Origin of the sequence: Promicromonospora sp. MEB111, assembly GCF_030209445.1 — a bacterium.
Classification (GTDB): Bacteria; Actinomycetota; Actinomycetes; order Actinomycetales; family Cellulomonadaceae; genus Promicromonospora.
Genome location: NZ_JARVSD010000028.1, coordinates 118905 through 134871, shown reverse-complemented (window position 1 = coordinate 134871; position 15967 = coordinate 118905). Strand labels below are relative to the sequence as shown.

Here is a 15967-nt window from a genome sequence, read left to right as displayed (position 1 = left end):
GTGGGGTGTGACGTGGGTCAGACGGTGCTTGTCGCCGTCTGAGCCTGCGGTTCCGCTACGGGCGAGTCCCTCGTACCTCGGCTCCCACCCTGCGCGTCACCTCCGGCTCAGACCGGTGCTTGTTGCCGTCCGAGCCTGCGGTTCCACTACGGGCGGGCGCCTCGTACCTCGGCTCCCACCCTGCGCTTCACCTCCAGCTCAGACGGTCTCGCCGACGTTGTCGTCCTCCGTGAGACCACCCGGCGTCGTCTTCTGCACGTGCAGCAGGAACTCGACGTTCGTCTTCGTCTTCTTGAGCTGACCGAGCAGCAGCTCGGCGGCCTGCGTCTGGTCGAGCGCGCCCATGACGCGGCGCAGCTTGTAGACGATCGCGAGCTCGTCCTTCGACATGAGGATCTCCTCGCGCCGGGTGCTCGAACCGTTGACGTCGATCGCCGGGAAGATGCGCTTCTCGGCCAGGGACCGCGACAGGCGCAGCTCCATGTTGCCGGTGCCCTTGAACTCCTCGAAGATCACCTCGTCCATCTTCGAGCCGGTCTCGACCAGGGCGGTCGCGAGGATGGTCAGCGAGCCGCCGTCCTCGATGTTGCGGGCGGCGCCGAAGAACTTCTTGGGCGGGTAGAGCGCGGCGGCGTCCACACCACCGGACAGGATGCGGCCCGACGCCGGGGCGGCCAGGTTGTAGGCGCGCGACAGGCGGGTGATGCCGTCGAGCAGCACCACGACGTCCTGGCCCAGCTCCACGAGGCGCTTGGCCCGCTCGATGGCGAGCTCGGCGACCAGCGTGTGGTCGGAGGCGTGCCGGTCGAAGGTCGAGGAGATGACCTCGCCCTTGACCGAGCGCTCGAAGTCGGTGACCTCCTCCGGACGCTCGTCGACCAGCACGACCATGAGGTGGACCTCAGGGTTGTTGGCGGTGATCGCGTTGGCGATCTGCTGCATCATCAGCGTCTTGCCGGCCTTGGGCGGCGCGACGATGAGGCCGCGCTGGCCCTTGCCGATCGGCGCGACGATGTCGATGACGCGTGGCGTCAGCTTGGTCGCCTCGGGGTTCTCCAGGCGCAGGCGCTCCTGCGGGTACAGCGGCGTCAGCTTGGTGAACTCGGGGCGCTCCCGCGCCTCCTCCGGCGTCATGCCGTTCACCGTGTCCAGGCGCACCAGGGCGTTGAACTTGTTGACCTTGGCGTTGCGGCCGGTCGGCTGCTGCGGCGGCTCCTCGCCCTCGCGCGGCTGGCGCACGGCGCCGACGACGGCGTCGCCGCGGCGCAGGCCGGCCTTCTTGACCTGGTTCAGCGACACGTAGACGTCGTTGTTGCCGGGCAGGTAGCCCGAGGTCCGCACGAACGCGTAGTTGTCGAGGATGTCGAGGATGCCGGCCACGGGCAGCAGCACGTCGTCCTCACGCACCTCGACGTTCTCGAGACCTGCGACGTCCGGACCCTGGCGGCCGCGGCCGCGCTTGCGGTCCCGGCCCCGGTCACGGCCGCGACGGCGACGCGAGTTGCGGTCGTCGTCGAGGTCGCCGGCGGTGCCCCGGTCGGCGGCGCGGTCCGCGCCGCGGTCGGCGGCACGCTCCGCGGTCCGGGTGGTGCCCCGCTCGGACCGGTCAGCGGTGCGGTCGCCGGCGCGCTCGGCGCCGCGGTCGTTGCCGGCACGCGAGGTGCGGCCGTTGGCGGACTGGCCGTTGCGGGCCTTGTCCTCGGCGGACTTGTCGGCGGTGCCGTCGGCGGCACCCTGTCCGGCGCCGCGACGGCGGCCGTTCTGCTCCCGCGGCGCCGCGACGGCGTCGGCCAGCTGGGCGAGACGGGCGGCCTTGTCGGCTTCCGTGCTCGCGGCGGCGCGCACACCCGAGGTGGTGACCTCGGCGGCGGCGACCGGCGCCTCGCTACGGGCAGGCTTGTCGATGGTGGGCTGCTCCGGGGTCGAAGCGGCACGGGCCGGGCGCTTCGTCGCGCCACCCGTCTTCTCGCGGATCGAGTCCACGAGGTCGCTCTTGCGCATCCTGGAGGTGCCCTTCACGCCCAGGTCTCCGGCGAGTGCCTGGAGCTCGGCGAGGCGCATGCTGCTCAGTGCTCCGGTGCCGGCCGCACGGCCGGTGGCTGACTGAGCGTTATCGGTGGTGTCTGTCACGAAGGACCCTTCCCCCTCGAACTGCGGCTGGTCGCCTGATCGCGGGCCGCGGGATAGTGGGCGCCCGGCGCCGAACGGCCGGAACGCGGAAAACCTCGCATCAGTGGTACGACGAAGACGGCTGACGGGGGCGTTGTCTGCCTTCTCGCGAGATGCGGTGGCCGTAGATCACGGCCTGCTACGGGCACGGCTGAGCGGCTGAGACTGTCGCTTGGTAGGCGGTGGGGAACCGATGTTGAATCCGTGTTCCCGCCACCATGGCTCAGGAGTGCTATCCCGAAGGTTCACTGCATACTACCACCCCGTACTGCTGGTGATCCTGGTCCGGCATGACTTCTCTTTGCCCCCGACGAGCCGGACGATAGCGCACCCGTGTTACCGGTAATCCTCCGGGCACGCGCACCCGTCAGATCGATCCCCGGGCTCAGCCGGCTCCAGCCCGCGGTCTCGTCCACGAGGTCCCGCAGGACGGCGTCACGCGCGGCGCGGTGCCCGGGTCCGGCGAGCACCAGGACGGTGGGCCCGGCGCCCGAGACGGTGGCCGGGACGCCCTCCGCACGCAGGGCCCGCAGCAGCTCGCTGGAGGCGCCCAGGACACCCGCCCGGTACGACTGGTGCAGCCGGTCCTCCGTGGCGTCGAACAGGAGCTCCGGACGCCGGGCCAGGGCCTCGACGAGGAGCGCCGCCCGGCCCGCCGTGAAGGCGGCGTCGCCGTGCGAGACCCGCGCGGGCAGGGCCGCCCGGGCGCGGGCGGTCGCGAGCCGCACGTCGGGCACCAGCACGGTGGCCTCGATCGCCGGGTCGATGTCGAGCCCGACCGCGCGCGGGCCGTCGGCGGTGGTCCACGCGACGGTGGCGCCGCCCTGGATCGCGGGCGCGGCGTTGTCGGGGTGCCCCTCGAACTCGGTGGCCAGGCCCAGCACGGTGGCGGCGTCGATGGCCCGCGGGTCGGCCAGCAGGGCGCGCGCGGCGACGATCCCGGCGACGACGGCGGCCGACGACGAGCCGAGGCCCCGGCCGTGCGGGATCACGTTGTGGCACGTCATGTGGATGCCGGTGGGCACGGCACCCGCGAGGTCCATCGTGCGCCGCAGCGCACGCACCACCAGGTGGTCCTCCCCCAGGGGGACCTCCCCGGCGCCCTCGCCCTCGACCTCCACGACCACGTCGGAACTCGCCACCAGGCGCACCTCGACCTCGTCGTACAGGGCGAGCGCGAGGCCCAGGGAGTCGAAGCCCGGCCCGAGGTTCGCACTCGTCGCGGGCACCCGGACCCGCACGTGGTCGGCGCCGAGCTGCATCAGAGCGACAGCGCGTCGGCGATCGAGACGACGTCGGCGGAGACCCGTACGGGCTCGACCTCGCCACCGTCGGGCGTGCGCAGCGCCCAGCCCGGGTCCTTGAGCCCGTGGCCGGTCACCGTGATGGTGATGCGCGCACCCGCGGGTACGAGTCCGCGCTCGTGCCGGGCCAGCAGGCCCGCGACGCCGGCGGCCGACGCCGGCTCGACGAACACGCCGACCTCGGCCGACAGGATCCGGTGCGCCGCGAGGATCTGCTCGTCCGTGACGGCCTCGATGACGCCGCCCGAGGTGTCCCTGGCCTGCTCGGCCAGCTCCCACGAGGCGGGGTTGCCGATGCGGATGGCGGTGGCGATCGTGTCCGGGTCGTCGATCGGGTGGCCCTTGACGATCGGGGCGGCGCCCGCGGCCTGGAAGCCCCACATGGCCGGGGTGCGGCTCGCGACGCCCGCCTCGGCGTACTCGGTGAAGCCCTTCCAGTAGGCCGTGATGTTCCCGGCGTTGCCGACCGGCAGCAGGTGGATGTCCGGGGCGTCGCCCAGGGCGTCCACGATCTCGAAGGCGGCGGTCTTCTGGCCCTCGATCCGGTCCGGGTTCACCGAGTTCACGAGCTCGACGGGGTGGGTGTCGGCGAGCTTGCGGGCCGCCACGAGGCAGTCGTCGAAGTTGCCGTCCACCTGCAGCAGCCGGGCGCCGTGCGCGACGGCCTGGCTCAGCTTGCCCATGGCGATCTTGCCCTCCGGCACGAGCACCGCGCAGACCATGCCGGCGCGCGTCGCGTACGCCGCGGCCGATGCCGACGTGTTGCCCGTCGACGCGCACACGACGGCGCGGGCGCCGCGACCGGCGGCCGCGGAGATCGCGGCCGTCATGCCGCGGTCCTTGAACGAGCCGGTCGGGTTCATGCCCTCGACCTTGACGTAGACCTCGGCGCCCGTGCGCTCGGACAGCGCCGGGGCGGGCACCAGGGGCGTGCCGCCCTCGCCCAGCGTCACGATCTTCTGCTGGAGGTGGGCGGGCAGCCGGTCCGCGTACTCGGCGATCACACCGCGCCAGAGGCGCGAGGCGGGCGCGGGGCCCGGGCCGGCGGAGGGAAGGTTCGGTTCAGCGGGCAGTACGGGCACGGTTCAGCCTTCGACTCTCAGGACGGACGTGATCTCACGGACCGGTTCGAGCGTGCGCACGGCCGCGATGGTGGCGGCCAGCGACGCCTCACGGGCGGCGTGGGTGGTCAGCAGCAGCTCGGCGGTGCCCTCGGAGGGCCCGGTCTGGCGCACGGTGTCGATGGAGACGCCGTGGTCGCCCACGACCCCCGCGACCTGGGCGAGGACGCCCGGGAGGTCGGCGACGAGCAGGCGGACCTGGTAGCGCGTCACGGCGGCGTCCGGCGGGAGCAGCGGGCGGGCCGCGTACGTGGACTCCTGCGGACCCTTGCCGCCGAGCACGCGGTGGCGCGCCGCCGAGACGACGTCGCCCAGCACCGCGGACGCCGTCGGCCGGCCGCCGGCGCCCTGGCCGTAGAACATGAGCGGGCCGGCGGCGTCGGCCTCGACGAAGACCGCGTTGAACGCGCCCTTCACGCCGGCCAGCGGGTGCTCCAGCGGCACGAGCGCCGGGTGCACGCGCACCGACACGCCCTCGCCGGTCTGCTCGGCGATGGCCAGCAGCTTGACGGTGTGCCCTGTGCGGGCGGCCCACGCGACGTCGTCGGACGTGACGCCCGTGATGCCCTCGCGGGCCACGTCGTCCGCGGAGACGCGGGTGTGGAAGGCGAGGCTGGCCAGGATGGCGGCCTTGGCCGCGGCGTCGTACCCCTCGACGTCGGCCGTGGGGTCCGCCTCGGCGTAGCCGAGCTCCTGCGCCTGCTTGACCGCCTGGTCGAGGTCGAGGCCGCTGGTGGCCATCTGGTCCAGCACGTAGTTGGTGGTGCCGTTGACGATGCCCAGGACCCGGCGCACGTGGTCGCCCGCGAGGGACTCCCGCACGGGCCGCACGATCGGGATGGCGCCCGCCACGGCGGCCTCGTAGTAGATGTCGACGCCCGCGGAGTCGGCCGCCTTGTAGAGCGTGGGGCCGTCCGCGGCCAGCAGCGCCTTGTTGGCGGTGACGACGGCGGCGCCGCCCTCGATCGCGCGCAGCAGCAGGGCCCGCGCGGGCTCGGTGCCGCCCATCACCTCGACGACGATGTCCGCGCCGTCCACCAGCGACCCGGCGTCCTCGGTGAGGAGCTCGGACGGGATGGCGGCGTCGCGGGGGCGGCTCGCGTCACGCACCGCGATGCCGGCGAGCTCCAGCGGGGCGCCCGCGCGGGCGGCGAGATCGGTGCCCTGCTCCAGCAGCATGCGGGCCACCTCGGTGCCCACGACGCCACAGCCCAGCAGTGCGACACGCAGCCCGCGGGCGGGCTCGGGGACAGGCACAGCGATCCTGCTTTCGTGTTCGGGGGACGGTCCGCTCCCGGTGCGGTTCCGCACGGGTCGGGACGTTGCGACCAGAGTAACCGGAGCGTCCGACATGCGGGCGTCCTGTCTCACGACGGCGGTCGTCGCAGCGGCGGCAGGTCCAACGGAACCGCCGAGGCAGTCACCAGGTGACTGCCTCGGCGGAGGGCCGGCGGAACGGGTCGGACGGGGCCCGTCAGGCCTCGTTGATCCCGTGGCAGACCTTGTACTTCTTGCCCGAGCCGCACGGGCACTGCGCGTTGCGCGGCGTGCCCGGGAACGTACGGCCGTCGCTCGTGGCGGCCGTCGCCTCGCCGTGCAGGGACGCCCGGCGGCGCGCGCCGTCCGACGACTGCATGAACGCCGAGCCCGAGCCGTCCTCGCTCGGGGCCGAGTACGTCAGCGGCTGCTGCCGGTTCGGGGTGTCCAGACCCTTCGCGAGCAGGATCGGCTCGGTCGCGGCGCCCGCCGCGCGGCGCTGCCGCGGTGCGGGCGGCTGGGCCGGCTGCCCCTGCTGCGGGGCGGAGGCGGGCTGGACCACCGGGATCTGCGTGGTGGGCGGGGCGTCCGGCTGACCCGTGCCCAGGCGTCCGCGCGGCGGGACCGGACCGGCGGCGGGCAGCTCGGAGCCGCCGTCCGCCACCTGCTCGGCACCCGGCTGCTGCACCGTGACCTCGAGGTTGAACAGGAACCCGACCGACTCCTCCTTGATGGCGTCGGTCATCGCCTGGAAGAGCTGGAAGCCCTCGCGCTGGTACTCGACCAGCGGGTCGCGCTGCGCCATGGCGCGCAGCCCGATGCCCTCCTTGAGGTAGTCCATCTCGTAGAGGTGCTCGCGCCACTTGCGGTCCAGCACGGAGAGCACCACGCGGCGCTCGAGCTGGCGCATGGCCGGGGCCGAGAGCTCGTCCTCGCGCGCCTGGTAGGCCACCCGCGCGTCGGACAGGATCTCCTCGAGCAGCATGTCGCCGTCGAGCCGGTCGATCCCGCCGGCCTCCTCGGCGACCTCCTCCGGCGTCAGGGACACCGGGTAGACGGCCTTGAGCGCCGTCCACAGCGCGTCCAGGTCCCACTGCTCGGGCGTGCCCTCGGCGGTCGCGTTGGTCACGTACTCCGTGATGGTGTCCGTGAGGAAGTGCTGCACCTGCTCGCGCAGGTCCTCGCCCTCCAGCACGCGCAGGCGCTCGGCGTAGATGACGGTGCGCTGGCGGGACAGGACGTCGTCGTACTTGAGGACGTTCTTGCGGATCTCGAAGTTGCGGGACTCCACCTGGCCCTGCGCGGACATGATGCCGCGCGTGACCATCTTGGACTCCAGCGGCATGTCGTCGGGGAACCCGGCGCGGTTCATCATCGACTCGGCGAGGCCGGAGTTGAACAGCCGCATCAGGTCGTCCTGCATCGACAGGTAGAACCGGGACTCCCCCGGGTCGCCCTGACGGCCGGAACGACCGCGCAGCTGGTTGTCGATGCGGCGGGACTCGTGCCGCTCCGTGCCCAGCACGTACAGGCCGCCGGCGGCCTTGACCTCGTCGTGCTCGGCGGCGACGCGCGCCTTCGCCTTCTCCAGCGACTCCGGCCAGGCGGCCTCGTACTCCTCCGGCGTCTCGACCGGGTCGAGGCCCCGCTCCGAGAGCTCGGCCACCGCGAGGTACTCGGCGTTGCCGCCGAGCATGATGTCGGTACCGCGGCCGGCCATGTTGGTGGCGACCGTGACGGCGCCCTTGCGGCCCGCCATCGCGACGACCGCGGCCTCGCGCTCGTGCTCCTTCGCGTTGAGCACGTTGTGCGGCACGCCAGCCTTCTTCAGCTTGGCGCTCAGCAGCTCCGACTTCTCGACGCTGGTGGTACCCACCAGGACCGGCTGCCCGTAGGCGTGCCGCTCCACGATGTCCGAGACCACCGCGTTGAACTTGCCGTCCTCGTTCTTGTAGACGAGGTCGGGCTGGTCGAGGCGCTGCGGCGGGTTGTTCGTCGGGATCGGGACGACGCCGAGCTTGTAGGTGCCCTGGAACTCGGCGGCCTCGGTCTCGGCCGTACCGGTCATGCCCGAGAGCTTGCCGTACAGGCGGAAGTAGTTCTGGAGGGTGATCGTGGCGAGCGTCTGGTTCTCCGCCTTGATCTCCACCCCCTCCTTGGCCTCGATGGCCTGGTGCATGCCCTCGTTGTAGCGGCGGCCCGCGAGGATACGGCCCGTGTGCTCGTCGACGATCATGACCTCGCCGTTCAGCACGACGTAGTCCTTGTCGCGCTTGAACAGCTCCTTGGCCTTGATGGCGTTGTTCAGGAAGCCGATCAGCGGCGTGTTCAGCGACTCGTACAGGTTGTCGATGCCGAGGTAGTCCTCGATCTTCGCGATGCCCGGCTCGAGCACGCCGACGGTGCGCTTCTTCTCGTCGACCTCGTAGTCCACGGTCGGCACCAGCCGCAGCACGACCTTCGCGAACTCGGTGTACCAGCGGTTCGCGTCACCCGCCGCGGGCCCCGAGATGATCAGCGGGGTGCGCGCCTCGTCGATGAGGATGGAGTCCACCTCGTCGACGATCGCGAAGTTGTGCCCGCGCTGCACCAGGTCGTCCGTCGACCACGCCATGTTGTCGCGCAGGTAGTCGAAGCCGAACTCGTTGTTCGTGCCGTAGGTGATGTCCGCGGCGTACATCTCGCGGCGCTGCGCCGGCGTCTGCCCCGACAGGATGACGCCGGTGGTCATCCCCATGAACCGGAAGACGCGGCCCATCAGGTCACCCTGGTACTTGGCCAGGTAGTCGTTGGTGGTGATGACGTGCACGCCGTCGCCCGACAGCGCGTTGAGGTACGCGGCGGTCGTCGCCACCAGCGTCTTGCCCTCACCGGTGCGCATCTCGGCGATGTTGCCGAGGTGCAGCGCCGCACCACCCATGATCTGCACGTCGAAGTGCCGCTGGCCGAGCGTGCGCCGGGCAGCCTCCCGGATCGCCGCGAAGGCCTCCGGCATGAGCTCGTCCAGGGTGGCACCGTGCTCGAGACGCTCCCGGAACCGGGCCGTCTCCTCCCGGAGCTCGGTGTCGCTGAGCTCGACGAAGCTGGGCTCCAAGCGATTGACCTGCTCAGCCACATTGTGCAGCTTCTTCAGGACACGTCCTTCGCCGATGCGAAGGACCTTGTCGAGGATGGACACGCGGGTTCTCCCAGGTCGTCGTCGAGTTTCGCCGTCGCCCATCGTAGGCCGTAAACCTGAGCGGGTGGCCCAGAGCCGACCGCGGACCGACGGGGTTCGCTCTCGGGGTAACGATCACGGGAAGCATGCGGTTCCTGAGCCCGCCATGGGTTTCCCGTGACGAACCGGAGACCGACACCGGATAGAGTGGTCACATCGCCCACCCGCCCGCGCTCGCGCGGCAAGCCGTCCAGTGCTCGACCCCGGGTTCGCACCCGGTACCCCTGGCACGACGTCCTGTCCACGAGCCCTGACAGGACGGAACGGACGTGCTTCCGGTACTCCTCGCTCACGGCGTCCTCGCGCTCGCCGCGCCTGCCCTCGTCGACCGCCTCGGTCGACGCGCCTTCTGGGTGCTCGCCCTCGGTCCCGCCGGGGCCGCCGCGTACGCCCTGTCCCAGACCGGCGCCGTCCTGGCCGGCAGCACGCCCACGGAGCACGTGCCGTGGATCCCCGCGCTGGGCCTGGCCGTCGACCTGCGGCTCGACTCGCTGTCCTGGTTCATGCTGCTGATCGTCGGCGCGGTCGGCACCCTCGTGCTCCTGTACTGCAGCGCCTACTTCGCGAAGGACGCGCGCGGCCTGGGCCGGTTCGGCGGGTTCCTCGTGGCGTTCGCGGGCTCGATGGCCGGCCTCGTCACGGCCGACGACATGCTCCTGCTGTTCGTGTTCTGGGAGCTCACCACGGTGTTCTCCTACCTCCTGATCGGCCACTACGCCGACCGCACGTCGTCGCGCCGGGCCGCCATGCAGGCCTTGATCGTGACGACCGCGGGCGGCCTCGCGATGCTCGTCGGCGTGGTGGTGCTCGGGGTCGCCGCCGGCACCTGGAGCGTGTCGGCCGTCGTCGCCGACCCGCCGGCCGGGCCCGCGGTGACCGTCGCCGTCGTCTGCCTGCTGGCCGGCGCGGCCACCAAGTCCGCGCTGGTGCCCACGCACTTCTGGCTGCCCGCCGCGATGGCCGCGCCCACGCCCGTGTCCGCCTACCTGCACGCGGCCGCCATGGTGAAGGCGGGCATCTACCTGGTGGCCCGGTTCGCGCCCGCGTTCTCGGACCTCACGGCCTGGCGCACGGTCGTGCTCGTGCTGGGCGGCACCACGCTCCTGCTGGGCGGGTACCGCGCGCTGCGCCAGCACGACCTCAAGCTGGTCCTCGCGTTCGGCACGGTCTCCCAGCTCGGCCTGCTCACCCTCCTGCTCGGCTACGGCACGCGCGCCACCGCGCTGGCGGGCCTCGCGCTGCTCGGCGCGCACGCCATGTTCAAGGCGTCGCTGTTCCTCGTGGTCGGCGTGGTGGACGCGGCGACGGGCACCCGTGACCTGCGCAAGCTCGCCGGCGTCGGACGGCGGCTGCCCGTCACCGCCCTGGCCGCCACGCTCGCGACCGCCTCGATGATCGGCCTGCCGCCGTTCGCCGGCTACGTCGCCAAGGAGGCCGCGCTGGTGGCCTGGGAGCACGACGGCGACGTGCTCGGCCGGGTCATGACCGTCCTGGTCGCCGTGGGCTCGGCCCTCACCGTCGCGTACGGGCTGCGGTTCCTCTGGGGCGCGTTCAAGCCGCGCCTGCCGGCCACGGCCGGGCTCCCGGAACGGGAGGTCGCGACCGCGCACGGCGCGCCGCCCGGCACCACGCCGACGACGACGCCCGCCGCCCTGCCCGACGCCGCACCCGGCACGATCCACCCGCAGCCGTTCTGGATGGTCGCGCCGCCGCTGGTCCTGGCGGTGCTCGGCCTCGTCGTGGCTCTCGTGCCCCAGGTGGGCCAGGAGCTGCTCGCCCCGTACGCCAACACCTACCCCGTCGGAGAGCCGGGGCACCTCGCCCTCTGGGAGGGGTTCACGCCCGCCCTCGCCATCACCGTCGCCGTGTTCCTGGCCGGTGGCCTCGCGTTCTGGCAGCGCGTGCGGATCGAGCGGCTGCAGGACTCGCTGTGGTCCCCCGACGGCGCCGACGTGCTCTACCGCCGCTTCATGCGCAAGCTCGACCGCCTGGCCAGCGACGTCACGGCCGGCACCCAGCGCGGGTCCTTGCCCTTCTACCTGGGCGTCATCCTCGTGACGCTCGCCGTGGGGCCCGGGCTCGCGCTCGCCCTCGGCCTGGTGGGCGAGCCGAACGGCCTCCCGGTCGCGCAGGACGCCGCCGGGCGCGACGGCGTGCTCCACCTCGGCCCGTTCGCCCTGGTGCCGTGGGACCGGCCGGCACAGCTCGTCGTCGTGCTCGTCGTCGTGCTGGCCGCCGTGCTGACCGCGCGGGCCCGGCGCCGGCTCAAGGCGGTGATCCTGGCGGGCGTGGCCGGTTACGGCAACGCGGCCCTGTTCCTGCTGCACGGCGCGCCCGACCTGGCCCTGACCCAGGTGCTGTGCGAGACGCTGACCCTGGTGGTCACGGTGCTGGTGCTCCGCCGCCTGCCGCCGTACTTCTCCGACCGCCCGCTCGCGGCCAGCCGCTGGGTACGGCTCGCGATCGGCGTGGTCACCGGCCTGGTCGTCATGGCGTTCGTGGCCGCCGCCCCCCTGGTGCGGGTGCACATGCCGGTGTCCGTCGACTTCCCGGTCGAGGCCGAGACCTTCGGCGGCGGGCACAACATCGTCAACGTCACGCTCGTCGACATCCGCGCGTGGGACACCGTGGGCGAGATCTCGGTGCTCCTGGTGGCCGCCACCGGCGTCGCGTCGCTCGTCTTCCTGCGGCAGCGCAGCGGCGACGTGCTGCGCCTCGACCGGGCCGCCAACCCGCAGGTGGTCCAGCCCGGCGACGGTGCCAGTACTGGTGCCGGTGCCCGTGCCGGTGCTCAGCCGGCGCGCCGGGGCAGGTGGCTGCTCGCCGGGCCCACGCTCGACCCCGTGCAGCGGTCGATGCTGTTCGAGGTGCTCACCCGCGTGATCTTCCACCCCATGATCCTGTTCGCGCTGTTCCTGCTGTTCAGCGGGCACAACGCGCCGGGCGGCGGGTTCGCGGCGGGCCTCGTGGCCGGCCTGGCCCTGACCGTCCGCTACCTGGCGGGCGGCCGGTTCGAGCTGGGCGAGGCCGCCCCGGTGCACCCGGGGCTCGTGCTCGGCACCGGCCTGTTCCTCTCGGCGGGCGTGGGCCTCGTGGCGCTGCTCGCCGGGCAGGAGGCGCTCGAGAGCACGATCCTCGACCTGCACCTGCCCGTGCTGGGCCACGTCCACCTGGTCACCAGCCTGTTCTTCGACGTCGGAGTGTTCCTCGTGGTCATCGGCCTGGTCATCGACATCCTGCGCACCTTCGGCGCGGAGCTGGACCGGCAGGCGGAACCCTTCGCCTGGTCGATCGGCGAACGACGGCGCGTCGAGGTGCGCGCGGGAGGTGACCGCGCATGATCGTGCTCGACACCGTGCCCTCGGGGGCGCTGCTGCTGACCGTCGGCGTGCTGTTCGCCTCCGGCGTCTACCTGCTGCTGGAACGGTCGCTGACCCGGGTCCTGCTCGGCTTCGTGCTGATGGGCAACGGGGCCAACCTCGCGATCCTCGTGGCCGGCGGCCGCGCGGGGGCGCCGCCCATCACCGGCGCCACCTCGGAGCCGATGAGCGACCCGCTGGCCCAGGCCATGGTGCTGACGTCCATCGTCATCACGCTCGCGCTGGTGGCGTTCGTGCTGGCCATGGCCTACCGCTCCTGGCAGCTGCACGGGCACGACGAGGTGCAGGACGACGTGGAGGACACCCGCATCGCGCGGCTCGCCGTCGCGGACGCGCCGTCGTACGCCGACAGCGACGCCGAGGAATCGGGGTCCACGCTGGACGAGGAGGCGGTGGCCGTGCGGGACGAGGTCGCGCTCCCGGACCCCGCGTCCGAGCCGGACGGCGTCGCCCGGCCCGGCACCGGTGCCCGCGGGGGTGACGGCGCATGAACCTGTGGAGCACGGCGACACTCGTCCCCCTGCCCGTGCTGGTGCCGCTGTTCGCCGCGGGCCTCGCCCTGGCGCTGCACCGGTACGAGCGGGCGCAGCGGATCATCTCCGTGGTCGCCCTGTCGGTGGTGGTGACCGCCGCCGCGGGCCTCGTGGTCGCCGCCAAGGAAGGGCCGGTCGTCATCGACGTCGGCGGGTGGGCCGCGCCCGTCGGGGTCAACCTCGTTGCCGACCCGCTCTCGGCGCTCATGCTGCTGGTCAGCGGCGTGGTGCTGCTGTGCGTCCTGCTCTACTCGATGGCACAGGGCATCGCCGACGGCGCCGACCGGTCGGCGCCCGCCACCAAGGACACCAAGATCCTGCGCAAGGCCCTGGAGGGTCAGGACCCCGACGCCGACGAGGACGTGCGCCGCGACGTGCTGCCCGTGGCGATCTTCCACCCGACGTTCCTCATCCTCGCCGCGGGCGTGGCGGACGCCTTCCTCGCCGGCGACCTGTTCAACCTGTACGTCGGCTTCGAGATCCTGCTCGCCGCCTCGTACGTCCTGCTCACGCTGGGCGGGACCGTCGAGCGCATCCGGGCGGGCAGCATCTACGTGGTGGTCGCGCTGCTCAGCTCGATCGTGTTCCTCGTCGCCGTCGGCCTGGTCTACGCCGCCACCGGCACCGTGAACATGGCCCAGCTCGCCGAGCGGCTGCCCGACATCGACCCCGGCGTGCGGCTCGGCATCCAAGGGCTGCTGCTGCTCGCGTTCGGCATCAAGGCGGCCATCTTCCCGCTGTCCGCCTGGCTCCCGGACTCGTACCCGACGGCCCCCGCGCCGGTCACCGCCGTGTTCGCGGGCCTGCTCACCAAGGTCGGCGTGTACGCGATCCTGCGCACCCAGACCCTGCTCTTCCCGCAGAACGAGGCCCTGGAGGCCGTGCTGCTCGTGCTGGCGCTCGCCACCATGATCGTCGGCATCCTGGGCGCGGTCGCGCAGGACGACGTGAAACGCCTCCTGTCGTTCACGCTCGTGAGCCACATCGGCTACATGATCTTCGGGGTCGCGCTCGCCACCCAGGCGAGCACCGCGGCGGCCATCTTCTACGTGGTGCACCACATCACCGTGCAGACGGCGCTGTTCCTGGTCGTGGGGCTCATCGAGCGCCGCACCGGGACCACGTCGCTGGACCGTCTGGGCGGCCTCGCCACCCTGGCGCCCGGGCTCGCGATCCTGTTCTTCGTGCCGGCGATGAACCTGGCGGGCATCCCGCCGCTGTCCGGGTTCCTGGGCAAGGTGGGCCTGCTGGAGGCCGGCGTGGTGGACGGTTCGGCGCTGGCCTGGGTGCTGGTGGTGGGCTCGGTGGTCACCTCGCTGCTGACGCTCTACGCGGTGGTCCGGGCCTGGAACAAGGCGTTCTGGCAGCCCTGCCCTGAGAAGCTGCCCGATCCGACGTCCCTGCCCTGGGGCATGGTGGGGCCGACGGCGGCGCTGGTGGCCGTCGGGGTGGGGCTCACCGTGGCGGCGGGCCCGCTGTACGACTACGCCGACCGCGCGGCCGAGTCCGTCATGGACGGGCACACCTACATCGAGGCCGTGTTCCCCGACGGCGCGCAGCGGGGCACCGGCGAGTCGAACAAGGTCACCGACGACACCGTGGAGGTGGAGCCGTGAACCACACCGACACCGCGCAGAGCCCTTGGCGCCGGCGGACGCGCCGGGTCGTGACCCTGTGGCCGACCATGGTGGTGGGCGCCGTGCTCTGGGTGCTCCTGTGGGGCGACCTGTCCTGGGCGAACGTGCTGTCCGGTGTGCTGCTCGGCGCGCTCGTGGCGCTGGCCTTCCCGCTGCCGCCCGTCGGCACGGCCACGACCCTGCGGGTCGGGCCGCTGCTCCACCTGCTCGGCCGGTTCGTCGGGGACCTGGTGCTCGCGTCGTTCCAGGTGGCGTGGACCGCGGTGGTCCCGCGCCGGACGGCCCGCGGCGGCCCGACCCCGCACGGCGCCCTGGTCTCGGTGCCGCTGCGCTCGGACTCCGACCTGTTCATCGCCACGACCGCCGGCCTGTCCTCCCTGGTCCCGGGCACGCTCGTGATCGATCTCGACCGGCCCAGCCGGACCCTGCGGCTGCACGTGCTCGACATCGCGGCGTCCGGTGGGCCCGAGGGCGTCCGGGACGCCACCCTCGACCTGGAGGCCCGCCTGCTGCGCGCCTTCGCGCCGAGCACCGAGCTGGCCCGGGTCGGGCTGGCGCCGTACACCCTGCACAAGGAGGAACGCCGATGATGCTCGCCGTCGGGGTGGTAGCGACCACCCTGCTCGCCGTGGGCGCGCTGCTCGCGGTGGTCCGGATCGAGCGCGGGCCGACCATGCTGGACCGGACCGTGGCGTTCGACGTGCTCACCACCGCCCTCGTGGGCGCCATCGCGGTCGAGGCCGCGATCTCCCGCCGCACCGAGTCCGTGCCCATCCTCGTGGTGCTCTCGCTGGTGGGGTTCATCGGGTCGGTGACGATCGCGCGCTTCGCCGCCGTCGAGCCCCCCAAGAACGGCACGGCCGCGCAGCGGTCCGGGCCGCGGCCTAGCTCGGTCGGCCCGGGTCCGGGAAGTGGTGCGGTCGCCGGCTCGGAGTCCGAGCCGACGTCGGACGCCGGGACCACGAACGCCGGCGGGGAGGTGTCATGACCGTCGTGACCGACGTCGCCGCCGCCGTCTGCCTGCTGCTCGGCGCCTTCTTCTCGTTCTCCGCGGGGGTCGGCGTGATGCGGTTCGACAACCTGCTCTCGCGGATGCACGTCGTGGCCAAGCCGCAGGTCCTGGGTCTGCTGCTGCTCCTGGCGGGCGTCGCGCTCCGGCTGCAGGACAAGGGCTCCGCGACCATGCTCCTGCTCGTCGCCATCTTCCAGCTCATGACGTCCCCGGTGGCCGCCTACATGGTGGGCCGGGCCGGGCTGCGCACCCGCTGCGTGGACGCGACGCTCCTGGACACCGAGGACGACGCCTTCCCGGTGCGCTCCTCGACGCCTGGGGACCAGGCGTGAGGTCC

The 15967-nt window shown here is 72.7% G+C and carries 11 protein-coding genes; 6 read left to right on the top strand and 5 right to left on the bottom strand.

Going from position 1 to position 15967, the window contains the following annotated elements; all coding sequences use genetic code 11:
• Positions 1-198: 198 nt before the first annotated feature.
• From rho to secA, 5 genes are all read right to left on the bottom strand, one after another.
• Complete coding sequence (gene rho / locus QRN56_RS26420) at positions 199-2130, bottom strand: transcription termination factor Rho (RefSeq protein ID WP_285108319.1); 1932 nt, start codon at positions 2128-2130, stop codon at positions 199-201.
• 284 nt (positions 2131-2414) lie between these two features.
• Entirely contained in the window at positions 2415-3431 is a 1017-nt protein-coding gene (thrB, locus tag QRN56_RS26415) for a homoserine kinase (RefSeq protein ID WP_285108318.1), read from the bottom strand.
• The gene (thrC, locus tag QRN56_RS26410) at positions 3431-4546 is read right to left on the bottom strand and encodes a threonine synthase (protein ID WP_285108442.1); all 1116 of its coding nucleotides are present in this window, start codon (positions 4544-4546) and stop codon (positions 3431-3433) included. The genes thrB and thrC overlap by 1 nt, the downstream gene beginning before the upstream one ends.
• Positions 4547-4558: 12 nt before the next feature.
• A complete protein-coding gene (locus tag QRN56_RS26405) occupies positions 4559-5851 on the bottom strand; it encodes a homoserine dehydrogenase (protein ID WP_285108316.1) in 1293 nt (430 codons plus the stop codon).
• Between the two features lie 217 nt (positions 5852-6068).
• Positions 6069-9071 carry a preprotein translocase subunit SecA gene (gene secA, locus QRN56_RS26400; protein WP_285108314.1) on the bottom strand — a complete coding sequence of 1001 codons (3003 nt, stop codon included), beginning with the start codon at positions 9069-9071 and terminating at the stop codon, positions 6069-6071.
• A 266-nt stretch (positions 9072-9337) separates the two neighbouring features.
• On the opposite strand from secA, the gene QRN56_RS26395 reads away from it, so the two are divergent.
• The 6 genes from QRN56_RS26395 to mnhG are packed head-to-tail and all read left to right on the top strand — an operon-like array spanning position 9338 to position 15962.
• Entirely contained in the window at positions 9338-12409 is a 3072-nt protein-coding gene (locus QRN56_RS26395; protein ID WP_285108312.1) for a Na+/H+ antiporter subunit A, read from the top strand.
• A complete protein-coding gene (locus QRN56_RS26390; protein WP_285108310.1) occupies positions 12406-12939 on the top strand; it encodes a Na(+)/H(+) antiporter subunit C in 534 nt (177 codons plus the stop codon). The genes QRN56_RS26395 and QRN56_RS26390 overlap by 4 nt, the downstream gene beginning before the upstream one ends.
• Positions 12936-14597 (top strand): Na+/H+ antiporter subunit D, encoded by a 1662-nt coding sequence (locus QRN56_RS26385; protein ID WP_285108309.1) that lies wholly within the window; start codon positions 12936-12938, stop codon positions 14595-14597. The genes QRN56_RS26390 and QRN56_RS26385 overlap by 4 nt, the downstream gene beginning before the upstream one ends.
• Positions 14594-15208, top strand: coding sequence for a Na+/H+ antiporter subunit E (locus tag QRN56_RS26380; RefSeq protein WP_285108307.1), 615 nt, complete (start codon positions 14594-14596; stop codon positions 15206-15208). Before QRN56_RS26385 ends, QRN56_RS26380 begins: the two co-directional genes overlap by 4 nt.
• Entirely contained in the window at positions 15205-15606 is a 402-nt protein-coding gene (locus tag QRN56_RS26375; protein WP_350224615.1) for an MrpF/PhaF family protein, read from the top strand. Before QRN56_RS26380 ends, QRN56_RS26375 begins: the two co-directional genes overlap by 4 nt.
• Positions 15603-15962, top strand: a complete 360-nt coding sequence (mnhG, locus tag QRN56_RS26370; protein ID WP_285108305.1) for a monovalent cation/H(+) antiporter subunit G — start codon at positions 15603-15605, stop codon at positions 15960-15962. The genes QRN56_RS26375 and mnhG overlap by 4 nt, the downstream gene beginning before the upstream one ends.
• Positions 15963-15967: the final 5 nt, after the last annotated feature.